At 35.4% G+C, this 23563-nt stretch carries 22 protein-coding genes; 4 read left to right on the forward strand and 18 right to left on the reverse strand.

Annotation, left to right across the window (positions count from 1 at the left end):
* Window positions 1-158: 158 nt before the first annotated feature.
* Window positions 159-1514 (forward strand): aspartate kinase, encoded by a 1356-nt coding sequence (locus FC57_RS00975; protein ID WP_007125433.1) that lies wholly within the window; start codon window positions 159-161, stop codon window positions 1512-1514.
* A gap of 9 nt (window positions 1515-1523) precedes the next feature.
* Window positions 1524-2528, forward strand: coding sequence for a diaminopimelate epimerase (gene dapF / locus FC57_RS00980; protein ID WP_007125432.1), 1005 nt, complete (start codon window positions 1524-1526; stop codon window positions 2526-2528).
* 41 nt (window positions 2529-2569) lie between these two features.
* Here dapF and yjeM read toward each other — a convergent pair whose 3' ends face one another.
* From yjeM to rpsO, 9 genes are all read right to left on the reverse strand, one after another.
* The gene (yjeM, locus tag FC57_RS00985; RefSeq protein ID WP_007125431.1) at window positions 2570-4081 is read right to left on the reverse strand and encodes a glutamate/gamma-aminobutyrate family transporter YjeM; all 1512 of its coding nucleotides are present in this window, start codon (window positions 4079-4081) and stop codon (window positions 2570-2572) included.
* A gap of 117 nt (window positions 4082-4198) precedes the next feature.
* Window positions 4199-4477, reverse strand: coding sequence for a hypothetical protein (locus FC57_RS00990; protein ID WP_148449530.1), 279 nt, complete (start codon window positions 4475-4477; stop codon window positions 4199-4201).
* Window positions 4478-4587: 110 nt separating this feature from the next.
* The gene (yihA, locus tag FC57_RS00995; RefSeq protein ID WP_007125429.1) at window positions 4588-5178 is read right to left on the reverse strand and encodes a ribosome biogenesis GTP-binding protein YihA/YsxC; all 591 of its coding nucleotides are present in this window, start codon (window positions 5176-5178) and stop codon (window positions 4588-4590) included.
* Window positions 5168-6439 (reverse strand): ATP-dependent Clp protease ATP-binding subunit ClpX, encoded by a 1272-nt coding sequence (gene clpX, locus FC57_RS01000; protein ID WP_040529374.1) that lies wholly within the window; start codon window positions 6437-6439, stop codon window positions 5168-5170. The genes yihA and clpX overlap by 11 nt, the downstream gene beginning before the upstream one ends.
* 134 nt (window positions 6440-6573) lie before the next feature.
* A complete protein-coding gene (gene tig / locus FC57_RS01005; RefSeq protein ID WP_007125427.1) occupies window positions 6574-7905 on the reverse strand; it encodes a trigger factor in 1332 nt (443 codons plus the stop codon).
* 144 nt (window positions 7906-8049) lie between these two features.
* A complete protein-coding gene (gene tuf / locus FC57_RS01010; protein WP_007125426.1) occupies window positions 8050-9240 on the reverse strand; it encodes an elongation factor Tu in 1191 nt (396 codons plus the stop codon).
* Between the two features lie 188 nt (window positions 9241-9428).
* Window positions 9429-10262 (reverse strand): tetratricopeptide repeat protein, encoded by an 834-nt coding sequence (locus FC57_RS01015; protein ID WP_007125425.1) that lies wholly within the window; start codon window positions 10260-10262, stop codon window positions 9429-9431.
* Window positions 10262-12064, reverse strand: a complete 1803-nt coding sequence (locus tag FC57_RS01020) for a ribonuclease J (protein ID WP_007125424.1) — start codon at window positions 12062-12064, stop codon at window positions 10262-10264. The genes FC57_RS01015 and FC57_RS01020 overlap by 1 nt, the downstream gene beginning before the upstream one ends.
* Window positions 12065-12214: 150 nt before the next feature.
* Window positions 12215-12484, reverse strand: coding sequence for a 30S ribosomal protein S15 (rpsO, locus tag FC57_RS01025; RefSeq protein ID WP_007125423.1), 270 nt, complete (start codon window positions 12482-12484; stop codon window positions 12215-12217).
* A gap of 200 nt (window positions 12485-12684) precedes the next feature.
* Here rpsO and rpsT point away from each other — a divergent pair, with 200 nt between their 5' ends.
* Entirely contained in the window at window positions 12685-12942 is a 258-nt protein-coding gene (gene rpsT / locus FC57_RS01030; RefSeq protein ID WP_007125422.1) for a 30S ribosomal protein S20, read from the forward strand.
* 62 nt (window positions 12943-13004) lie between these two features.
* Here the strand turns inward: rpsT and holA are convergent, their stop codons facing one another.
* The 9 genes from holA to typA form a co-directional block, all read right to left on the reverse strand.
* A complete protein-coding gene (gene holA, locus FC57_RS01035) occupies window positions 13005-13991 on the reverse strand; it encodes a DNA polymerase III subunit delta (RefSeq protein WP_007125421.1) in 987 nt (328 codons plus the stop codon).
* On the reverse strand, window positions 13988-16273 hold the full coding sequence (locus tag FC57_RS01040; RefSeq protein ID WP_007125420.1) for a DNA internalization-related competence protein ComEC/Rec2: 2286 nt from the start codon (window positions 16271-16273) through the stop codon (window positions 13988-13990). The genes holA and FC57_RS01040 overlap by 4 nt, the downstream gene beginning before the upstream one ends.
* On the reverse strand, window positions 16242-16928 hold the full coding sequence (locus FC57_RS01045; RefSeq protein ID WP_007125419.1) for a helix-hairpin-helix domain-containing protein: 687 nt from the start codon (window positions 16926-16928) through the stop codon (window positions 16242-16244). The genes FC57_RS01040 and FC57_RS01045 overlap by 32 nt, the downstream gene beginning before the upstream one ends.
* A 75-nt stretch (window positions 16929-17003) precedes the next feature.
* Window positions 17004-18038, reverse strand: coding sequence for a SepM family pheromone-processing serine protease (locus tag FC57_RS01050; RefSeq protein ID WP_007125418.1), 1035 nt, complete (start codon window positions 18036-18038; stop codon window positions 17004-17006).
* Complete coding sequence (gene coaD / locus FC57_RS01055) at window positions 18031-18516, reverse strand: pantetheine-phosphate adenylyltransferase (RefSeq protein WP_007125417.1); 486 nt, start codon at window positions 18514-18516, stop codon at window positions 18031-18033. Before coaD ends, FC57_RS01050 begins: the two co-directional genes overlap by 8 nt.
* The gene (gene rsmD, locus FC57_RS01060) at window positions 18516-19067 is read right to left on the reverse strand and encodes a 16S rRNA (guanine(966)-N(2))-methyltransferase RsmD (RefSeq protein ID WP_007125416.1); all 552 of its coding nucleotides are present in this window, start codon (window positions 19065-19067) and stop codon (window positions 18516-18518) included. Before rsmD ends, coaD begins: the two co-directional genes overlap by 1 nt.
* Window positions 19064-19408 carry a DUF2129 domain-containing protein gene (locus tag FC57_RS01065; RefSeq protein ID WP_007125415.1) on the reverse strand — a complete coding sequence of 115 codons (345 nt, stop codon included), beginning with the start codon at window positions 19406-19408 and terminating at the stop codon, window positions 19064-19066. The genes rsmD and FC57_RS01065 overlap by 4 nt, the downstream gene beginning before the upstream one ends.
* On the reverse strand, window positions 19405-20589 hold the full coding sequence (locus FC57_RS01070; RefSeq protein WP_040529373.1) for an FtsW/RodA/SpoVE family cell cycle protein: 1185 nt from the start codon (window positions 20587-20589) through the stop codon (window positions 19405-19407). The genes FC57_RS01065 and FC57_RS01070 overlap by 4 nt, the downstream gene beginning before the upstream one ends.
* 99 nt (window positions 20590-20688) lie before the next feature.
* Window positions 20689-22533 (reverse strand): translational GTPase TypA, encoded by a 1845-nt coding sequence (gene typA, locus FC57_RS01075; protein ID WP_007125413.1) that lies wholly within the window; start codon window positions 22531-22533, stop codon window positions 20689-20691.
* A 249-nt stretch (window positions 22534-22782) separates the two neighbouring features.
* Between typA and def the strand changes: the two genes are divergently transcribed.
* Complete coding sequence (gene def / locus FC57_RS01080) at window positions 22783-23337, forward strand: peptide deformylase (RefSeq protein ID WP_007125412.1); 555 nt, start codon at window positions 22783-22785, stop codon at window positions 23335-23337.
* Window positions 23338-23563 lie beyond the last annotated feature (226 nt).

Consider the following 23563-nt stretch of genomic DNA (forward strand, 5'->3'; position numbering starts at 1 on the left):
AAAAATTTAATTTTCAATTATCTTTTATTGTTTTTCACCTGATTGCATTCAAGTTCTTCTTGCAAGATTAAAAAATAATGTTAAAATTCAACTAAATTCAGTTTGATTTTATTATGTAAATTAACGATTTCTGAAAATTATTTTCAAGGAGTTTTTTTATGAAAGTTGTTAAGTTTGGTGGTAGTTCACTAGCTAGTGGACCAAGCGTAGAACATGCATTACGAATTATCCTAAGTGATTCACAAAGACAGGTAGTAGTAGTCTCAGCACCAGGTAAAAGAAACGACAAAGACATCAAGGTAACTGATTTATTAATTAAGTACGCCAACTCTGTTTTAAATAAAAAAGAAACAACTAAAATAGTCCAACAGATCTTTTCACGTTATCAAGAAATAGGCCATTATTTCGGCTTAAATGATGATCATTTAGAGCAAATAAAAAATATCTTAATGGCTTTACCAGAACAGGATTACCCAAATTCTGATTATCTAATGGCTGCATTTAAAGCACATGGTGAACGACTTAATGCTCGTTTGATTGCACTAATTTTGCAGCACAAAGGTGTGAAAGCTCGTTTTTTAGATCCAGTAGATGCTGGCCTAATTGTTACTGGTGAACCTAATGACGCCCTAGTTAATCCAGAAAGCTATTTAAATCTGGATCAAGTAAAAATTGATCCAGATGAACGTATTATTTTCCCTGGTTTCTTTGGCATCACCCCATCAGGCAATATCGCTACCTTCTCACGTGGTGGTTCTGATATTACTGGTGCTATTTTGGCGCGTGGCTTTCACGCTGATTTATACGAAAACTTTACTGATGTAAACGGCATTTTTGCCGCAAATCCACACATTATTTCTCATCCTCAGTCAATTAGAAAAATGACCTATCGAGAAATGCGTGAATTGTCCTATGCCGGTTTCTCTGTCTTTCACGATGAAGCTCTAATTCCTGCTATTCAAGGGCAAATACCAATCAACGTTAAAAACACGAATGAACCTGATAATCCAGGTACAATGATTGTTCCTGAAAAGAATTTTGCTCCAGATAATACCATCACAGGAGTAACTAGCCAAAAACATTTCTCTGCTTTGTACTTACATAAATATTTGCTTAACAAAGAAGCTGGCTTTACCCTGCGTATCTTACAGATTTTATACAAACACAATATCCCTTACGAACACATGCCATCCGGGATTGATGATATTACTATCATCTTCAATAATGACTTTCTTAATGATCAACTTATTGATCAAATCTGTAATAAAATTCAAGCAACAATCAATCCAGACCAATTGGAATGGATCGACGATTATGCAATTATTATGATTGTCGGTGAAGGGATGAAAAAAGAACACGGCGTTAGCAGAAAAATTTTAGATTCACTGGACGATCACGATATTACCCCACGTATGATCAACCAAGGTGCATCCCAAATTTCAATGATGATTGGCACCAAAAAAGAAAAGGCTGATCAAGCCGTTAAAATTATCTATCATCAATTTTTCAACTAAGGAGAGAAAATGGTCAATTTATTAAAAGTTCATGGCTCACAAAATCATTTCTTCATTCTAGATCAAACTGAATTAGAATCCCCACTAACGGATAACGAACTTAAATCATTTACCAAAAAAATTAGTGATCCAAAAACCGGTTTATTAAATGGTACAGACGGTGTTTTAGTTATCAATAAGCCAGTGCGTGAACATGCTCTAGCACAAATGCGCGTGATCAATGCCGATGGTAGTGAAGCTTCTATGTGCGGTAATGGTTTACGTACAGTCGCTCGTTATTTAAGTGAAAAATACCATAAAACTTCTTTTTTAGTAGACACTATGAATGCGAGTTTGCGTGTACGTAAGGACAAAGATTTTGCTCCAAATGTACCAGCTTTTGCGGTTGAAATCTCACCGGTTCGTTTCAATAAAGAAGCTTTGCCTTTTGATAATTTAGGTTATGATCGTTTAATTGATAATTATATTCCAGAAATTTATCCTGGTTTACGTTTTACTTCAATTGCGGTTCCTAATCCCCATCTGATCAGTTTCATGAATCAAAAACAAATTACTGGACCAATTCTTGGGACTGTTGGTAAAAGGTTAAACGATAAAAATCCTTACTTTACAGATGGGGTAAACGTTAACTTTGCTCAAATTCTAGATAAAAATAAGTTATTCGTTAGAACCTATGAAAGAGGCGTAGGCTTTACTAATGCCTGTGGTACAGGAATGTCAGCTACTTCCTTAGCCTTAGTATTAACACATCCTGAAATGGCCGATTTGGATACGCCAATCAGTGTTTATAATCCAGGTGGGATGGTTAAAACCGTTGTTCACTACGAAGAAAGCCAATACTGGATTGAGTTAATCGGTAATGCCACATTTACACATCATCTCTCGCTTGATGAGGCAGACTTGAGAACTGGCACTTTTGAACATGTCAAAATTACCGAAACTAATGAACAAACAGCCTATGAAAAGTTTGTTGATCAACTACCAAAATTTAATGATATTACAACTTTAGCCTAAAAAAAGAACTTGCAATTGAGCAAGTTCTTTTTGATTGCTATTTAATCTAAATCTTTTAATCCATGCTTCTTCTTCGAAATACGATAGAAAATATAAGCTACCAATCCAAAGAAGATAGGACCAAAACCAGTCCAAAATGCAGTCGCATATCTGTGTTCCAAAACTGGCTCCAAAACCGTAAAAATGATTCCCGTGCAAACAATAATTTCAACGAATACTACTAAGGCAACAGTCCATTTATAGTTAGTAAATATTCTAAATTTACGAGAATAATCTTTTTTAAGGAAGAATGGAAAAGCACCGATTAAGAAAATATAAGGAGCTGTGGCAGCTACATTACCCATATCGGTTAAGATTTGATAGAAGCTTGTGGCGGCACTACCACCAAATGAAACAACTGCAATTAACAAACATACAAAAATTGTTTGTGCCCACATTGCATTAGCGGGGATGCCATGCTTATTTAGCTTAGTAGCTGCTTTAGGCCATAATCTAGCATCTGAACCCATGATAAATGATTTGATTGGAGAATAAAGCAATACAAAGAATGCACCTGTCATTCCCATCAAACCAGATAAAGCAATTGCTCTGGTAAAGATTTTACCAATCATTAAGCTAGTATGCATATCTAGATTAAATGCTTGACCAAATGCTTTACCTAAAGTGCCATATACTACATAGGTAATATTACCAGTATTAGCACCAGTCTCCACAATGTCTTTTTGATAATTGACTGAGAATCCAGTCATAAAAATCATTAAGACATAAGAAATGATAGTAAATAAGCTCCCAATGATTAGCCCCTTAGGGAAGTCTTTTTCAGGTCGCTTCATACTATCAATCACACCACCAACAGTTTCCATACCGCCATAAGCAAAAACAGCATAAACAACGAAGGAAATGATCGTAATTGGGGTCTGGAAATCCTTATTAGGTGAGATGATAAAGCTTTGCCAGCCATGAATTGGCTCAGCAAGTTGCCCATGGTTCATAATCAAGACTAATAAACTAGATAAAATAAAGACTAAATTCATCCCAATCATAAACCAACCACCAATAGAAGACATGATTTTAATTCCTGTCATCCCTCTTGAAGACAAGTAAGTGGAAACGATCATGAATAAAATAGCCAATACACCAATCAGCTCGGTACCATGCAGTCCTAGAATATCCCAACTCTGTGTTGTGTCTTTACCGAAAATTAAGGCAGAAATCGAAATCCAAAGCCTTGAAGCACTGGAAACTAACCAGAGAACCCAGTTAGCAAGCCAGACAAAAGTTCCAATAAAAGCCCATTTTTCGCCAATTGATCCAGCTAACCAAGAATAAATACCACCTTGGGCATCATGAAAAGCAGAACCATATTCCGCCATCATCAATCCGGCTGGGAAGAAAAAACAAATCCCAGCTAAAACGAACCAAATAATACCGGCATATGTCATCTGCCGATAGGAAACAGAAACATTACCAAAACCATAAACCGTCGTAATAATCATTAGGACGAGGCTCATAGTAGTTAATGTTTTCTTTGTTTGTGAATTTTTATCATCCAAGATAAAACCTCTACTTTCTTTTCTACTCCTTCATTTTATCATTGTTCCTTTCAACCGTATTTTTTCTAATAATGATCTCATAAGAAAAAAGCTGTCAAAATCTGACAGCTTTTTTATCTAATCTATAGAATATTTATTCTTAGGTGCATCATTTAGATCTATATGGACACTATTCTCAGAGCCAACCTGATCTTCTTTCTTTAGCTTAGATTTCATTAATTCTGCTTTAGAATCATTAACCACATCTTGTGGTGAGTCAATCGCTGAAGTATCAGCAGATTCGGCAGCCTTTTTTTCTTTTATTTTCTTAACTAAAAAGTAGGTCCCAGCTACCGTAGCACCAATGGCACCAATAGTGGTCAATGTCATTCCTAAAATTCTTAAACCTTTTGTCATAGGAATACCTCTTTCTATTATCACTTTTTATCTTACTTTAATTATACGGGGCGAGGTATTACCATGCATTTTTTATGCCTACAAAAAAAGCGTTGCATTGCAACACTCTTTTAATCGCTAATCTTATCTTCGATCCAGTCACCTAATTCAGCTACATGCAATTTGGTTACTGAACTAAATGTCAAAACAGTCACATGATCATAGTTGAGATCTAACTTGCTTTTAAGACCAGACATCACTTTGTTAACTTGACTCTTCTTGATCTTATCCATCTTGGTACATACTACCAAAATAGGGATATTTAGATACTGCGCATAATTATACATCGCAATATCATCTTTTGTAGGTTCATGTCGACTATCTATTAAAATGATTAAGCCCTTTAAATTGGGTCTGGTTTCCAAATAATCTTGGATCATTTCACCAAACTCTTGTCGTTTCTTTTGAGAAACTTTGGCATAACCGTAACCTGGTACATCAACTAAATAGAAATCATCATTTACCATATAGAAATTCAAAGTCTGCGTTTTCCCAGGCTGAGAAGACGTTCTAGCAAGATTTTTTCTCTTTAACAGGGTATTTATCAGGCTTGATTTACCCACGTTAGAACGGCCTGCTAAGGCTATTTCAGGCAAATTATCCTTAGGATATTGACTTTCTTTAACAGCACTAACTGCATAACTACTACTTTTAATGATCATTAGCGCTTACCTGTGATTTTTCATTTTCTTCTGTTTTCTTACGAATAACCCTTGGCTTAGCATGACGAGTAATTACGTCTTTAGTTACTTCAACAGCTTCAATATCTTCTTCACTAGGGGTTTCATACATGATATCCATAATTGAATTTTCAATGATAGTTCTTAAACCACGAGCACCCATATTTCTCTGAATAGCAAGATCAGCAATTGCCTTTAATGCGCCATCAGTAAACTTAAGATCAACACCATCAAGTGAGAGCAACTTCTTATATTGCTTAACAAGTGCATTCTTAGGTTCTGTTAAAACTCTGACCAAATCTTTACTATCAAGTTTATCAAGAGTAGTAATAATTGGAATTCTCCCAATAAACTCGGGAATCATACCAAACTTAACCAAATCTGCAGTAGTCAAGTGACGAGTCCAATCATCCGCATCAACTTTACTTACTTCATTTTCGGCACCAAAACCAATCGTCTTTTTACCTAAACGGTTCTTAACGATTTGTTCAATACCATCAAAAGCACCACCAACGATAAACAAAATATTGGTAGTATCCATCTTAATCATTTCTTGTTGTGGATGCTTACGTCCACCTTGAGGTGGTACAGAAGCAATCGTACCTTCCAAAATCTTTAGTAGTGATTGCTGTACGCCTTCCCCAGAAACATCTCGCGTAATTGAAACATTTTCAGATTTCTTAGAAATTTTATCAATTTCATCAATATAAATGATTCCACGCTGAGCACGTTCCAAATCATAATCCGCATTTTGCAGTAACTTAAGTAAAATGTTTTCTACATCTTCACCAACATAACCAGCCTCAGTCAATGTAGTAGCATCTGCAATTGCAAACGGTACATTTAGAATTCGAGCCAAAGTCTGGGCTAAATAAGTTTTACCAGAACCTGTAGGCCCAATCATTGCAATATTTGACTTTTGCAATTCAGTTGAAGAATCAACATCCATTTGGCTAATTCTCTTGTAGTGATTATAAACAGCAACTGATAATACTTTTTTAGCACGATCTTGACCAATTACATATTGATCAAGTTGTTTTTTAATTTCAACTGGTTTAGGTAATTCACGAGCAGTTTTTAATGTATCAGCTCGTAATTCATCGTCAATAATTTTTTTAGCCAAGTCTACACATTCATTACAAATATATACACCGTTTCCGGCAATCATTTTTTTGACTTGGTCTTGAGTTTTACCACAAAAAGCGCATTTAATCTCTTCTTGATCTGTAAACTGATTTGCCATTAACTTTTTTCCTCCTATATCTACCAAAAATTAGATTATCATATTTTACCTAATATTGATAAATATAAAGCTTATACATCAAAAAAAGCGGCCTAAAGCCGCCTTTTTTTGAGAAATCAGCAATATATTTTATATTACTTGCTTTCCTTCTTATCATCTGAGTCTTTTGCTTCAAGCTTTGACTTAGCAACTTGTTTAGCATTGTCAGTAACAAGATCCATAGCCTTACGTACAGTGATGTCGTGACTTAACATATCATCTGATAAAGTGTTACGTACAGTCTTTTCATCCATGTTGTATTCAGCAGCAAGATCCTTGATTTCCTTATCAATTTCGTCCTTAGTTGCCTTAAGACCTTCCTTATCAACAATTGCTTCAAGAACTAAGTTAGTCTTAACTCTTTCAGCTGCGTTCTTAGCAAATTGTGAACGTAATTGTTGTTCGTTGGTATTAGTCAACTTGTAGTAAGTTTGAGGATCAATACCTTGACGTTGCATGTTGCCCAAGTATTGGTTCAATTGAGTATCAACGTCTTCTTTAATCATAGCATCAGGAATTTCATCTACAGTAGCATTCTTTACTGCACCTTCAATAGCAGCTTCTTGAATAGCTTCCTTAGCAGCTTGTTCCTTTTGATCCTTCAAATCCTTCTTGATCTTTTCCTTTAAGTCATCAAGAGTATCTACAGAATCGTCAACATCCTTTGCAAATTCGTCATCTAACTTAGGAAGTTGCTTTGACTTAACTTCGTGGATCTTAGTTGCAAAATGAGCTTCCTTACCAGCTAAATCCTTTGCACCGTAATCCTTAGGGAAAGTTACTACAACATCAACATCGTCGCCTGCTTCGTGACCAACAAGTTGATCTTCAAAACCAGGGATAAATGCGTTTGAGCCTAATTCAAGTGAGTAGTTTTCAGCTGAGCCACCTTCAAATTCCTTACCATCAATAGTACCCTTGTAGTCAATGGTTACAGTGTCGCCTTTTTCAGCCTTGCCCTTCTTAAGAACGAGTTCAGCATTTTGTTCACGACGCTTGTCAAGTTCAGCATCAACATCTTTTTGGTAAACACGAGTATTTTGCTTAGGAACTTCAATGCCCTTGTAGTCACCTAACTTAACTTCTGGTTGTACAGTGACAGTAGCCTTCATAGTCCAGTCCTTGCCCTTGTCCATTGATACAGGAACAATTTGTGGTTGGCCAACTGCAGCAATACCTGCTTCCTTAACGGCTGCAGAATATGCATTTGGCAATACAATGTTCAAAGCATCTTCGTATAAAGCTTCTTCACCGTAGTATTGATCAAAAATTACACGAGAAACATGGCCTTTTCTAAAGCCAGGTACACGCAAGTTCTTCTTTACTCTTCTAAAAGCTTGATCTAAGCCTAATTTAATTTCATCTTGTGAAATATCAAAAGTAAGATCACCGGTTGTCTTACCGGTCTTTTCCCATTTTACAGACATTAATAAAATACCTCCAATGTCAAGTTTGAGTTTGCTTCTTGCATACTAAGTTATCTTACCTTAAACTAGCGCAAAAAACAAATCTAAACGAAAAAAGATGCGCTCCAGTGAAGAAGTGCATCTTTTTTACTATATCGTTAGAAATTAGTCAAGGATTTCAGTAACCTGACCGGCACCAACGGTACGACCACCTTCACGGATGGTGAACTTAGTACCCTTTTCGATGGCAGCTGGCTTAATCAAGGTAACAGTAAATTCAGTGTTATCACCAGGCATAACCATTTCAGTACCTTCTGGCAATTCAATTTCACCAGTAATATCAGTGGTGTGGAAGTAGAATTGTGGACGGTAGTCTGAGAAGAATGGGGTGTGACGACCACCTTCGTCCTTCTTTAAAACATAAACTTGACCCTTAAACTTCTTGTGGGTTTGAATTGAGCCTGGAGCAGCCAATACTTGACCACGCACAACTTGGTCACGGTCGATACCACGAAGCAAGATACCAACGTTATCGCCGGCTTCACCTAAATCCAAAGTCTTGTGGAACATTTCCAAGCCAGTAACAACTGACTTAAGAACCTTGTCTACCAAACCAACGATTTCAACTTCGTCACCGATCTTAACAGTACCACGGTCGATACGACCTGAAGCAACAGTACCACGACCAGTAATAGTGAATACGTCTTCAACTGGCATTAAGAATGGCTTGTCAGTTTGACGTTCTGGAGTTGGAATATATTCGTCAACGATTTCCATCAACTTCAAGATTTGTTCTTGAGCTTCCTTGTCGCCTTGTAAAGCCTTCAAAGCTGAACCACGAACAACTGGAATATCGTCACCAGGGTAATCGTATTCAGTTAACAAGTCACGAACTTCCATTTCAACCAAGTCGATTAATTCTGGGTCGTCAACCAAATCGCACTTGTTCAAGAATACTACGATGTAGTTAACACCAACTTGACGAGCAAGCAAAATGTGTTCACGAGTTTGTGGCATAGGACCATCAGTTGCAGCAACAACCAAGATAGCACCATCCATTTGTGCAGCACCAGTAATCATGTTCTTGATGTAGTCGGCGTGGCCTGGAGCGTCCATGTGAGCGTAGTGACGATTTTCAGTTTCGTATTCTACGTGGGCGGTGTTAATAGTGATACCACGTTCCTTTTCTTCTGGTGCAGCATCAATTTGTGAGTAATCTTCAGCCTTAGCCAAACCCTTGTCAGCTAAAACAGTAGTAATAGCCGCAGTTAAAGTGGTCTTACCGTGGTCAACGTGACCGATAGTACCAATGTTTACGTGTGGCTTAGTTCTAACGTAATGTTCTTTTTCTGCCATTAAAATGACCCTCCTGTAAATTTGCAAGAAGTCCGTTGAGATAAGTTAACGGATAATTCTCTGTTGAATATTGTACTACTTTCTTCGGCAAATGCCTAGTAAAAAGCTTAAGCTATATTGCCTAACGAAAATATCCTTTGCTAATTATACTAAATACTTAAAAAAAGTAAACCTTTTTTGATTATTTTTTACTTTGGAATATATTGATAGACTTGTTTAAATAATTTTTGATGATTTCGACCATCTTCATGCTGCAAAAATGAGACTAAATCACTGGCAAAACTATCTGGCTCATCAACGTATTTAGAAATCTTAGGATATAAGCTCCCCATCACCAAATTCATCTCGCCTATCATCAAAGGCAATTGACTTGGATTGTGACTAAATCTAGAACCGATTGCAGAAATAATTTCTTGATATTTAGTCTCTTTCTCCAGTAAAAGCGTACCAGCTGGAATAAATTCTTCTAAGTTACCAATCACCCATATTCTGAATTTTTCTTTCAATCCTAAACGAACCAAGTCTTCGCAGAGTGCTAAGCGTACTGCAAAGTCTGGGGTAGGATCCAATAAAATACTTTGTACAAAAGCTTTAAAGTTTACTAAGTTGAGTTTATGCAAGCTTTCATAATCTGTTTGATTAATTTGCTTTTTTTGCTTAAAAGCTTGCATAATCATTTGCTGCTTCTGTTCAGAAACAGGTTCTACTCTAACCGGTAAATTCAAACCGGTAATATTCTTCAACTGCAAAGCTTCTATTAAAAAATGATTTTGCATTAAAATTTTACAATAGGTTCGATAAACTCGCTGATCAGAAAAAAGATCAGGCTCTTCTTTAATTAAAGCGTAAGCCTGATCCTCTTGTTTATTAGCACAATAAAGCTCACAAAGCTGTAATATTACATCAAGAGAGTGTTCTCCTCTTAATGCTTCCTCTAAATTCTCAATTGCAGCTTCAAGATCTCCTTTGCGCCTGTTTTCTTCAGCAAGTTTCAATAAATTTTTTTGACTTACTGATGTCATTATTTATTTTCCTTGTTTTTATTAGTATTATTTTTCTTTTTTACTATTGTTTTATTTTGCTTGGCTTTATTAGAAGCATGTGACTTATCGTTTTGTGCCTTTTCATTGCGTTTTTGCATTGCACGGTGACGATTTTGGTTAACTTCCATCACGACTGGCAAAATTACTGGACGACGGTTAGTCTTTTTATACAAGAATTTTTCTAAGTCGCCACGAATATCTTGTTTGAGCTCAGTCCAATCAAACTTCTTATGCTCAAAATTATTCTTAATTGCCTTTTTAATTACTTCAATCGAATCATTCATCAATTGACGGTTTGCTTTGATATAAACGAAGCCACGACTAGTAACTTTAGGTTCAGCAATAATCTTTTTCTTCTTACGATCAATAGTGACAACTGCAATGAAAATACCGTCATCGGATAAAACTTCACGGTCCCGCAACACAATATTGCCGACGTCACCAACTCCAGAGCCATCGATCATTGTATCATCGCCTGGCACAGGATCAGATAAGTAGAAGCGTTTCTTCTTAAAATCGTAATCTAAACAGTCACCATTCTTGGTAATATAGATGTCTTTAGGATTCATTCCGGTCTTTGTAGCTAAACTGCGAACGATCTCTAACAAACGATATTCACCAATAACTGGAATTAAAAACTTAGGTTTTAATGTATCAATCAGTAATTGAATATCACGACCAGTTGCGTGACCGCTAGTGTGCATGTTGCGTCCAAGTTGAACAACTGTACCGCCAGCTTTGTAAACCAAGTCACTTGTTTCGGCCACCATAGTTTCAACTGCATGTGAAGGTGTAGTAGCAATAAAGACTAAATCGCCTTTATGAATAGTAATCATACTGTGACGCTTCTTAGCCATCTTTTGCAATGAATTAAGAGGCTCACCCATACGACCTGTTTCCAAGATAACCGTTTGGTCATTAGGGACAGTCTTTAAGTCTTTAACACGCATTAAGAGACCATCTGGCACATCTAGATATCCCAATTTCATTGAAGTTCTGACAATTTTAGCCAAATCACGACCAGTTAAAAGAACTCTCTTACCTGTTGCTTTAGCTGCATTTAAAACCTCTTGTACACGATTTAAGTTAGAAGCCTTAGCTGCTACTATGATTCTGCCCGTAGCATTTCTAAAAACATTGGTTACAAATTTACCAATATCTTGTTCCGAAGCATTTGGAAATGATGCTTCAGCATTTGAAGAATCACTTAGCAAAGCCAAAACACCCTTAGTCTCGATTTCAGCTAAGCGATCCATATCAGTACGATAGTTCTTAGCAGCTGTTGGATCGAATTTAAAATCACCAGTATAAACAATCTCACCTTCCGGTGTATGAACGTCAATTCCAAGTGAATCAGGAATTGAGTGAGTAGTATGGAAGAATGAAATGCTGGTATTTTTAAAGTCAATCTCAGTATCTGCGTCAATAACGTGGAATAAACTATTCTTGCGATGCTTATTCTCACGTTGAACTTCAATTTTAGCTAGTTCAATACTCAATTGTGAGCCAAATACTGGAATATCATATTTTCTTAAAATATATGGTAACGCACCAATTGAGTCAGCATGTCCGTGCGTCAAAAAGATACCTGCTACTCGATCTCCATATTGCTCAAAGAAATCGAGATCAGGAATTACTACATCGATACCAAATAAAGAACTATCAGGGTACTTTAATCCGGCATCAAGAACAAAAATTTCATCATTAACTTGAACGGCAAACATATCTTTTCCTTGTTCACGCACACCGCTCAAGATCATAATCTTAAGTTGATTAGCCATTGTACATCCTTTTCTATCTAATTTTTAATTTTTTATGGATCAAAATGATCACAACGTAAAAATAATCTGTTTCAATTTTAGCATAAAGAAGGAAAAGATAACAGGCACAAAAAAAGCCAGCCAAATGGCTGACTTTTCCCAATCGTAAAATTAACGACGAAGACCTAACTTCTTAATTAATTCACGGTAACGGTTAATGTCGTTGTTTTCTAAGTAACGAAGCAAGTTACGACGGTGACCAATCTTCTTAAGCAAACCAACGTATGAGTGGTGGTCATGCTTGTGGCTCTTCATGTGGTCAGTCAAGTTGTTGATATCTGCAGTTAAAAGAGCAACTTGAACTTCAACAGAACCAGTGTCACCTTCGTGAGTTGCGTATTCCTTCATAATGTTATCTTTTTCAGTTTTTGAAATTGCCATAGTTTTTCACCTTTCATTTCAACAATTGCCATTAACAACGTTTATCGTCGGCATGAACGAATAAACAGCGTTAATGGTTCACAACAGCGTCTATATTACACATTATTTTTTAAAAAAGCAAGCATAAATTGCCTTGCATCGAAGATAGTTCTTAAGTATAATGTATGAAGTAAATTTCTAAATCATTGGAGGTGAATTTCATGCCACAAATCAAATCAGCTATCAAACGTGTTAAGACGCAAAACGCTACTAGAGAACGCAACGCTTCTGAATTAAGCAAGTTAAGAACTGCTGTTAAGAAGTTCAAGAGTGCTGTTGAAAGTGATAGTAAAGAAGACGTCTCCAAATTGCATTTAGAGGCTGTTCGCGCTTTGGACAAGGCTGCTTCAAAGGGCTTAATCCACAAGAACAAGGCTGCTCGTGACAAGAGTCGTTTAAACAAATTAGCAAACAAGTAATTAATACTTATTACTAATCAAAAAGAGAGAAGATCTAAGATCTTCCCTCTTTTTTATTTTCCTTAAACATTTAAAACAAAAAGCTGCAAAAAGTTATCTTCATGATAATTACCATTCTTATAGTTATATTCTAAATTAATTGCATCCCGTAAAAGCTGCTCTAATTTACCAATGGCCAAGCGGTTTTTTAATGCCAGTTTTACCCGATAAGGATGAACTCCCAATTCTTTAACAATTTGCGGCTCACTTCTCCCTCTTTTAGCAAGAATTTTAACTACCAGTATTAGCTCCAGTTGATTCTCAAAAACAGCCAACAACTGAATTGGTGATGTACCTTCTCTAAGTTGATTATTTAATCTATCAATTGCTTCTTGATAATTTTTGCTCAACGCTGATTCCAAAATAGCAAAAATATTTTGTGCCAAGGACAAATCAACATTTTGCATAACAGATCTTTCAGTAATTTTGTTATCTGGAGCTGCCATCTTTAGTTTTTGATAGTTACTCAAAATTGTGTCCATCACTTGATCACTACGCTCAATTAAGAGCTGCAGCGCCGACTGAGTAATAGTATATCCTTCATCCTTGATTATTGCTTTAGTAATTGCACCTACTTCATAAGAACGAATTTTGGGTTCTACCACATTAAATTCTTTTAAAACTGTTTTTGTTAATTTCTTTCGGCGATCAATTTTGTCATACGAAGCAACAATTACAACTACGTCTTCTAACTCCTGCAAGTTTTCAAAAATCTTTTGCAAATCATTAACTTGTTTTTGAAACTTTTTTGGAACTTTAGCAGTTAGAAAAAATGGATTTTTAACCATAATTAATTTTTGCTCACTAAATAAGCTTGATTCAGTAAGACTAGCAATTAGCTCATCTAAGCCATCACTTTCACAATCTACAATAACATGTTCCAGATCCTTAAATTGTTCTTCATGAGCATAAGATTTTGCTAAATAATCATTCAAAAAATCATCCTCACTCCAAATTAAAGTATGAGGATTATCGTTATTAGTATTTTTAAATAAAGAAAGTAAGGTCATCTTTTACCCCGCTTTAAAAAGTAACTAAATTTGGGACTTTGCATCCCGCCATAATACCAGCTAATCATACCACAGTCTTGAGTTGAAACCCATGGTATCCGCTGATTAGTTAATGTATCTAATGTCTCTTGATGAGGATGACCAAAACGATTTTTACGTCCTGCTGAAATAAAAACAAGTTTAGGATTAATCGCATGCAAAAATTCCGGTTTAGAAGAAGTCTTACTACCATGGTGTCCCAGCTTAAAATAATCTACTGGTAGATTCATCTTTTGCATAATTTCACTTTCTCCTTCTCGACCTAAATCTCCTGTAAAAAGCCAATTTTTATTTGCTAACCTAAAATATAAACTTAATGAATCTTCGTTCTTTCCTTCACCTGGCAAATATGGATAAACTACATTAAAAACTATTCTAGGTTCTTTTATCTGCGTTCCTGCCAATAATTCTACTAACTTAGTATATTTAATTCGATTATTGATTCTTCTTTGAAAAGACGGATTGTTAATCAAACCCTTAGCCATATATAACTTCTTTACTTGAACTTGTTCAAGTAAAGGGCCTAAATCTCCAACATGATCCGCATCTTGATGAGAAACAAACACGCCATCAATCCTACTAATTCCTTGGCTCTTCAAAAATGGAATCGTAATTCTATTAATTTGAGGCGTTAACTTCTTACCAGAAAAATTCAATTTACCTCCAGTATCAATCATATAGACTCTGCGCGGAAAAGGAGTAGTAATCAAAATACTATCACCTTGCCCTACATCAATAAAAGTCACTTGTCCATATAAAGGAAAATGAATCATGCTAAAAAATATTAAGTATAACAAACTTATGCTGATACTTATCTTCTTTGGACTAAATTTCCATTCTGTTTTTTCTCTCAATGCAATAATCAGACACAAAGTAATTATCAACAGTGATATACATTGCCACCAATTCATTTGTCCAAAAGTTATTAATCCCCACTTGGTTTGAGACAATTGACTAATTACTTTTTCACCCAACTCCAATATTTGCTCAAATAGTGGCGCTAAATTCTTAATAAACGGGAAGATTATCAGATTAATAAAAGTAAGTGGTATAACTATCCAATTAAAATATGGAACGACTAACATATTAAACAAAACAGTAAGCAAGTTCACTTGATAAAAGAATAATAATAAAAGTGGTGTTAATAATAAATTCAATAAAATTGATTGCTTGATTTCATTAAATTTATCTGTCAGCTGCAATCCTAACGCTAAAACATAACTTAATATGGCTCCAGTAGCCATAAATAAACGTGGTACTACTAAAAGATGCAATATGCCAGTTAAGCCCAGTAAATCAATCTTAGCTACACGATAACCCTTAAATTTACATATTTTTCCTAAACAATAGGATATGCTTGCCCTAACAAATCCTGCTTGACCATTGCTCAAAAAAATACCGAGCAACAGAACCAACATACAAACTAGAAAAGTTTCTTCATCGGTCATTTTCAAGTAAAAACAGAGCGTACTGATAATCCAAACATATAAACCAACATGCAATCCAGAAATACTTAATAAGTGGATAACGCCTAAGTTACGATAATTATTTAAAAGTTCTTGATTTTCTTGCGCACTATTTTCACCTAATATTAATTCACTGGCAAAAAAGCCAAGTAATTGTGGCATTGTCTTAAAATAATTCTGCAAAATAAATCGCAATTGATGCAATTTATCAATAAAACTCACTGAAGCAATATTCATTTGAGTACTAGTAAACTTTATTCGTTGATTAATTTTCTTGGCAGCATAATACCTGCGATAATCAAATTCACCAATGTTAGTAGCTGGCTCTACCATCCCAGATTCACCATTTATTTGACTAAGCATAATAGGCAAGCCTTTTTTAATAAGTTCTTCTTGAGCCTGGGTTACTTTTCCATTAAGTAAAATCGTTCCATTTTTCACATGACCAATGCCAGTCAAATAACTATCCTTTACTTTTACTTGATCAGGATAAATTCTAATTTGACTAGTTTTATCTAAATTAAAACTATTTATATCTTTATTGAAAAAAGCAAAACTAAAAAATAAAGTTACTAATAAAACTAAAATTTTAACGCTAACTCTATATTTCTTTAGTAACAGATAAACAAAATATCCTAGAAATAAAAAACAAATTATTTTTTGAATACTAGAATCACAAATAAAAAATAAGAAAGAAAATGTCACTAAAAATAGTGCTGCTATAAGATAAAAGCCCACATCATTTTTAAACAGCCAATTGATCCTTAAGGCTTGCAAAAGTCTTTTCTCCTATTCCTGAAACTTGCATTAAATCTTCTGGTTTCTTAAAAGAACCATTTTGTTCACGATAGGCAATAATTTGCTCTGCTTTTTTCTCACCAATACCTGTCAATTTTTGTAAATCAGATACGTTAGCTGTATTTAAATTTATTTTTTCCCCATCACCGTGACTTGATGAAGCAGCATTTTTTCTACCAGGATTATTATTTTCTGTTTGAGAATTTGAACCTGTGCCCGTAGTAGTCATATTCTCTACTTTTTCACCTTTGTAAGGAATATGAATTTTGTCTTGATCTTTTAATAAAACTGCACGATTTATCGCCTTTAATTGAGCTTTATCAGTTGTGCCACCAGCTGCTTCAATCAATTCTTGAAGTCTAGCTCCGTTTTTCAACGTATAAACACCTTGATGTTTTACAGCTCCAGAAATATCACAAGTAACCGTCTTAGAATTAGAACTTTGTGTATTATTCATATTCACTTTAGAACTAGAGGAACTGTTCGATTGCATTATCTTGGAATTCTCTAGTTGTATGTTGTTCTCTTGACTGTCTCCTTTCTTCAACCAAAATCCTCCAGCTAGAAGAATCACCCCTACAATGAAATACATTTTTCTCTCAACTATAAAATTTTTAATTTTTTCAAAATCCATAAAATTCACCTCTATTATTTATTACGCAAAAAAAGCCCAGAATTTTTTCTGGACTTTTATTTTTCTTAAAAAATTTTAGTAATGTGTCTTTAAATAATGAAGTGCATCATCAAAATCACCAACCGGTACTATTTTCATTTTAGTATGAATTCGTTTAGCAGTACGTTTGGCTACTGCATAATTGGTTTGACTCTTTTTTACATCAGTAGAATCAGTTGGCGCAAAGAAGATTTCAGCTCCTTCACGACTGGCAGCTACTACCTTTTTATCAACACCACCGATAATTCCAACCTTCCCAGTTGGTGATATCGTACCTGTTCCAGCAATTTTATGACCATGACTAAGATTTTGTTTGGTAAAGACTTCATAGCTTTCCAACGTAAACATCAACCCAGCAGAAGGACCGCCAATCTCACTGGCATTAATTGTAAGTTTAGGTTTAGTTTTTACGGTCACATGCTCGACCAATTGAATTCCAATACCAGGTTTATTGGTACCTTTTACTCTAACAATTTTACCAGTTAGTTTCTTCTTCTGCTTACCACGCAAAACCAAGATTGTCACTTTATTACCAATTTTTTGCTTACGTAAATAAGTCATCATCTCTTCTGTAGAATGAAAACGATGACCATCAGCACCGAGAACCGTATCTCCAATTTGCAATTTTTTTCTGAAGCTTGATCCCTTTTGTACTTCCATTACATAGACACCGAGATATTTCAAACTATGCTTTTTACCAGCTTTTTTGGCTGCATAATAAATTGCATTTTGTTGACTAGTTTCCATATACCAGTTTTGTAATTCATTGTATTGCGCATTAGTTTGTCCACCTAGCAATTCTTCGCTAGGTACTCGATCATCATAAGGCTTGGTATAACTCCACAAATATTGCAGGATCGAAGCTGGTTGACTAGTAACACTAACAGTCACCAAATAAAAGTTATTGGGTTTCTTATTTGGTGATTTGATAAACTGTCCCACTGGAACTGCTTCACCAGGAGATTCTATATAATAATCGGTCGGCCAGAATGCCAAAAAAGCTACTGCAACGATTGCTATAATAGCAATTATCCAATTGCGTGCCCGCCGACTTTTATTTGATTTACTCATGATTCAATTTCTCTCTCAAAGCTTTAGCTGCTTTTTTTGGTAAAAATTGACTAACATCTTCATCAAAACGTGCCAATTCTTTAATCATACTTGAAGCTACAAAAGAATTTTCGGGACTACTAAATAACAAAACTGTGTTAATATCTGGCGCTAAACGTTTGTTTATTCCCGCAATCTCTTGCTCGTAGCGAAAATCCGCGCTATTTCGCACTCCACGGACAATGGCTTTAGCCTTTAATTTATGGGCTAAATTTACCGTTAATTCATTTGGCCTTTCAAGTACTTCAATATTAGGTGTATCTTTTAAAGCATCCCTAATAAATTCAGCTCGTTCTTTAGCTGAGAATAAATATTTTTTAGAAGTATTTGTCATTGCAACTACATAAAGCTTATCAAAAATTTCTGCTGCTCTTTTCGCAGTTTCAACGTGTCCATTAGTAATTGGATCAAAACTTCCCGGAAAAATGGCAATAGTCATTATTTATCCTTTCGATAAATCCTTACAATAGTTTTACCTAAATGATGGTCTTTTATTAATGAAAAGCCTGTAATTTTACCTAATTCAGTATGATCATCAGTCTCGGCAACAACAATTGCATTTTCATTTAATAAATCTAACTTATTCATTTGCATCATATCCTTAGCAATCTTTTCTTTTGCATAAGGTGGATCCAAAAAGACTAAATCGAATCTTTCACCATTTTCAGCAAATAATTTTAAGGCAACTGAACTGCGCATGTTATAAACATCAAAGCGATTCTCTTCTTTAGTTAAGGCAACATTCTTTTTAATAATTGAACAAGCAGCATGATTGATATCTACTAAGCTTGCTTTGTCATATCCTCTTGAAACAGCCTCAATGCCTAACGCACCACTTCCAGCATACAGATCTAAAACATTACCACCATGAAAAAATTGACCTAAAGAATTAAACAAAGATTCTTTAACCTTATCACTAGTTGGACGAGTACGATTGCTTTTTAGCGTAAATAAATTTCTTTTAGCATATTTTCCTGAGATGATTCTCATTGCATTTGATCCTCATTTTTCTCTTGCTCTAGTTGCAATTTCTTTTCTGCTTCTTTAGCCATTTCAGTAAGCTGGCCTTCAATGTGTTGACTATCCAGATTTACCTCTTCTTCTGCTGATATTTCTACATAAGTTACAAAATCTAAATGATAAATCTCTTCTTTAACTTCTCTAGCATCTTTGCGATTAACATAAAGAACACAGTATTTCATGTTTTTAGAAAAATAAACAATATCGCCAAAGCGGCGCAGCTTAAATTGATCACTCACCGATTTCAAATAAATAATTAAAGCTACTCGTTTAACCAAGTGCGTACTTTCGATTTCTTTATTAATACTCATGCAACTGTTTCATCCTTTTCTTTTAACATTTTTTCATTGGCCGAAACATTTAAAACTAAGCCAATTGCTGCTGTCAAAACAATCATTGATGAACCACCATATGAAATAAATGGCAACGTAACCCCAGTAATTGGTAAAAGACCTAAAACAGCCCCAACGTTAAATAAGGCTTCAGTAAAGATAATTGTAGTTACACCAAAACAAATTAAAGCGTCGAATTGAGAAGCGGCATTGATGCCCACTTCCATGATTTCCCACATTAGGTAGAACAAAAGTCCTACTAACAAAATTGTACAAACTACACCAAGTTCCTCTGCAGTAATGGAAAGAATAAAGTCAGTATAAGGTTCTGGCAAGTAGCCACGCTTTTGCATACTATTACCCAAACCTACACCAAAAAGGCCACCATTATGAATCGCATAATATGAATTAACCAGCTGTGCCCCCCCTTTTCTCTCTAATTGAAAGGGATGCAAGAAAGACATCAACCGCTGAAACTGATAGCTTTCTTGCAAAAACTTAGGATTCCAAGTAGTTACAGCCCAAAAGACGAATCCAACTAAAAGAGCTATCCCCGCTAACCAGGCTAAAGCTAGTTTTGTAGGCACACCAGAGACTGAAAACATGACTAATGTGATCATGAATAAAATTGCAGTACCACCAAAATCTGGTTCAACAATAACTAAGCACATTAAAAATGCAGCTAACATTGCTGGATGAGATAAATTAGATTTAATTTTACCTTTTACTAATTTCCCATCTCTCCGATCAAGTACATAGGCAAGATAAATTACTAATGCTAACTTAGTAACTTCCAAAGGCTGTAAATTAATAAAACCTAAGTTAATCCACCCTACGGCACCATTAACGGCAGCTGAACTACCATGTGCAAATCGCAGAAAAACCAGCCATAGTAACATTACAACACAAATTAGCAAAAATCCTGCTACAAATTTTGGACTTTTAATGACCTTTAGTCTTAAGGCAAAAAATGGAATACCAAAAAATAGAAAAACCACAGTCGCATAAATCGCCTGTCTTATTCCATACACATCTGGTTTAAATCCATTAACCAACAAAATATCTGAACTAGCTGAATATACCAAAATTATTCCCAATACTACTAAAATTAGATAAGGAACGAAAATTCGGTAATTAAGATAACTTAATTTTCGACGCACGAGCGTTGCCCCTTTATTTGAAATAATACTTTTTCATTATAAAACAAAAAAGCCGTTGCTTCTATTAAGCAATGACTTTTTAGTATTAATATAACCTAATTATTTAGTACGGTTACGCTTCTTATCAGCCTTTTGACGTTCTGAAGTATTCAAGATCTTTTTACGTAAACGAATTGACTTTGGAGTTACTTCACAGTATTCATCATCATTCAAGAATTCGATAGCTTCTTCAAGAGTCAAGGTCTTTGGTGTCTTGATAGCGGCTGCGTGGTCCTTACCTGCAGCACGAGTGTTAGTTAAGTTCTTACCTTTAGTAACGTTAACAGCAATATCACGTTCACGAGAAGATTGACCAACGATCATACCTTCGTAAACTTCAACACCAGCACCAATGAACAAAATACCACGTTGTTCAACAGATTGTAATGAGTAAGTAGTTGATTGACCTTGGTTAATAGAAACCAAAGCACCATTTCTACGACCTGGGTTCCAGTTCTTAACTACTGGCTTGTAGCATTCAAAACTGTGGTTCATAATTCCGTAACCACCAGTTTGAGACATAAATTCGTTATTGTAACCAATTAAGCCACGTGAAGGAACTAAGAATTCCAAACGAGTTTGTCCGTTACCAGTGGATTCCATATTCTTCATTTCACCTTTTCTTTGTGAAAGAGAATCAATAACACCACCTACATATTCGTCAGGAGTATCAACTTGAACAGATTCAAATGGTTCACACTTCTTGCCATCAATTTCACGGTAAATAACCTTAGGACGTGAAAGTTGTAATTCGAAGCCTTCACGACGTAATTCTTCAACTAAAATTGAAAGGTGAAGTTCACCACGACCAGAAACAGTCCAAGCGTTTAATTGATCAGTTGGTTCAACCTTTAATGAGACATCAGTACGAGTTTGACGAATTAAACGATCTTCCAACTTCTTAGGAGTTACTTGGTCACCTTCACGACCAGCAAATGGTGAATCGTTAGCAACAAAGTCCATTTGAAGTGTTGGTGGATCAATCTTAAGCAATGGTAAAGCTTCTGGATGATCAGCTGAGGCAATTGTTTCTCCAACGTAAATGTCATTAATACCACTAATAGCAATAATGTCACCAGCTTTAGCTTCCTTGATTTCGTTACGCTTCAAACCAAAGTAACCAAACAACTTAGTAACACGGAAGTTTTGAGTAGAACCATCACGTTTCATAACTGTGATGTTGTCGCCCACCTTAACGTGGCCACGATAAATACGTCCTACACCGATACGACCTACATAATCATCCCAATCAAGCATAGTGATTTGGAATTGAAGAGGTTCATCAGAATTATCAATTGGAGCTGGAATGTACTTCAAAACAGTATCGAAAATTGGATCCATAGTGTGCTTTTGAGTAGCAGGATCTGGATCATAAGATGAAGTACCATTCAAAGCTGAAGCATAAACAACTGGGAAGTCAAGCTGTTCGTCATTGGCACCTAATTCGATGAATAATTCAAGAACATCATCCAAAACTTTCTTTGGACGTGCGCCTGGACGATCAATCTTGTTCAAAACAACGATAGGCTTTACGCCAGCTTCCAAAGCCTTCTTCAAAACGAAACGAGTCTGTGGCATTGGACCTTCATAAGCATCAACTAAAAGCAATGCTCCGTCTACCATGTGCATAACACGTTCTACTTCACCACCGAAGTCAGCGTGTCCTGGCGTATCAAGGATGTTAATAGTAGTGTCCTTGTACTTAACAGCAGTATTCTTAGATAAAATAGTAATACCACGTTCACGTTCAATGGCATTTGAGTCCATTGCACGATCTTCTAGATTCATGTGCTCTGGTAAAGTATCAGATTGTTTCAATAATTGGTTAACCAAAGTGGTTTTACCATGGTCAACGTGGGCAATAATAGCAATATTTCTAATATCGTCTCTTCTTTTTTCTGACAAGTGTATTCCTCCCCACTCTTCAATAAAAAAACTGTGACTCTGTCACAGTTTCGGTAACGCAATTGCGCCTTATCGAAGTGCTTCTTTTTAAATCTGTATAGTTACGTTAGTGAATTTTACCACCTAACTGCACGCGGGTCAACGCTTAACAATAAGTTAACTTTTCATTTATTTTACCTAAAACTAAGCAAAAAGCGTTAAATTATGGTAAAAATATATTAGATTAGTTTTTTTAAAGGAGTAATTATTTTGATCTTAATGAAAGATATTGTGCGTGACGGTGATCCCGTTTTACGCCAGGTTGCTAAGCCATTAACTTTTCCACTTAGCGATCATTATAAAAAATTAGCAAAAGACATGATGGAATACTTGATTAATTCTCAAGATCCAAAGATTGCTGAAAAACATCAATTAAGAGCTGGTGTAGGTTTAGCAGCTCCTCAAGTTGGGGAAAGCGTCCAAATGGCTGCACTTTTAGTTCCAGATGATGAAGGCAAAATTATTTTTAAAGAAACTTATGTTAATCCTGAAATTATTTCGGAATCAGTTCGTCAAGCTTGTTTAAGTGAAGGTGAAGGTTGTCTTAGTGTTGATAAAGTAATCAATGGCTACGTTCCTCGTCCTGACAAATTAACTATTCACTACTATACCGTTGACGGTGAAGAAAAAACAATTCGATTAAAGGATTACCCAGCCATTGTTTCTTCTCATGAAATTGATCACTTAAACGGTCATTTATTCTACGATAGAATCAATAAGAAAGATCCTTATTCTCTTAAAGAAGATACAGTAGTTATATCCTAGATGTTATTTGAAATTGAGTAAAATAAAAGGGCGAAAAATTCTTCTTAAAGAATTTTCGTCCTTTTTAGTTAAAGGGGAAAAGTCAATTAGAACTTTTCTCCCACACACTTTTATGCGTAAAAAACCACTAGATGACTAAACTAGCAGCTTATACATTGGGAATTAAGAAGATTGAAGAGACTTCTTATAGCGAGCAAATGAGTTTAATAATTCATTTACTACATTG

The organism is Lactobacillus ultunensis DSM 16047 (genome assembly GCF_001436305.1).
In the GTDB taxonomy this organism is placed as follows: Bacteria; Bacillota; Bacilli; order Lactobacillales; family Lactobacillaceae; genus Lactobacillus; species Lactobacillus ultunensis.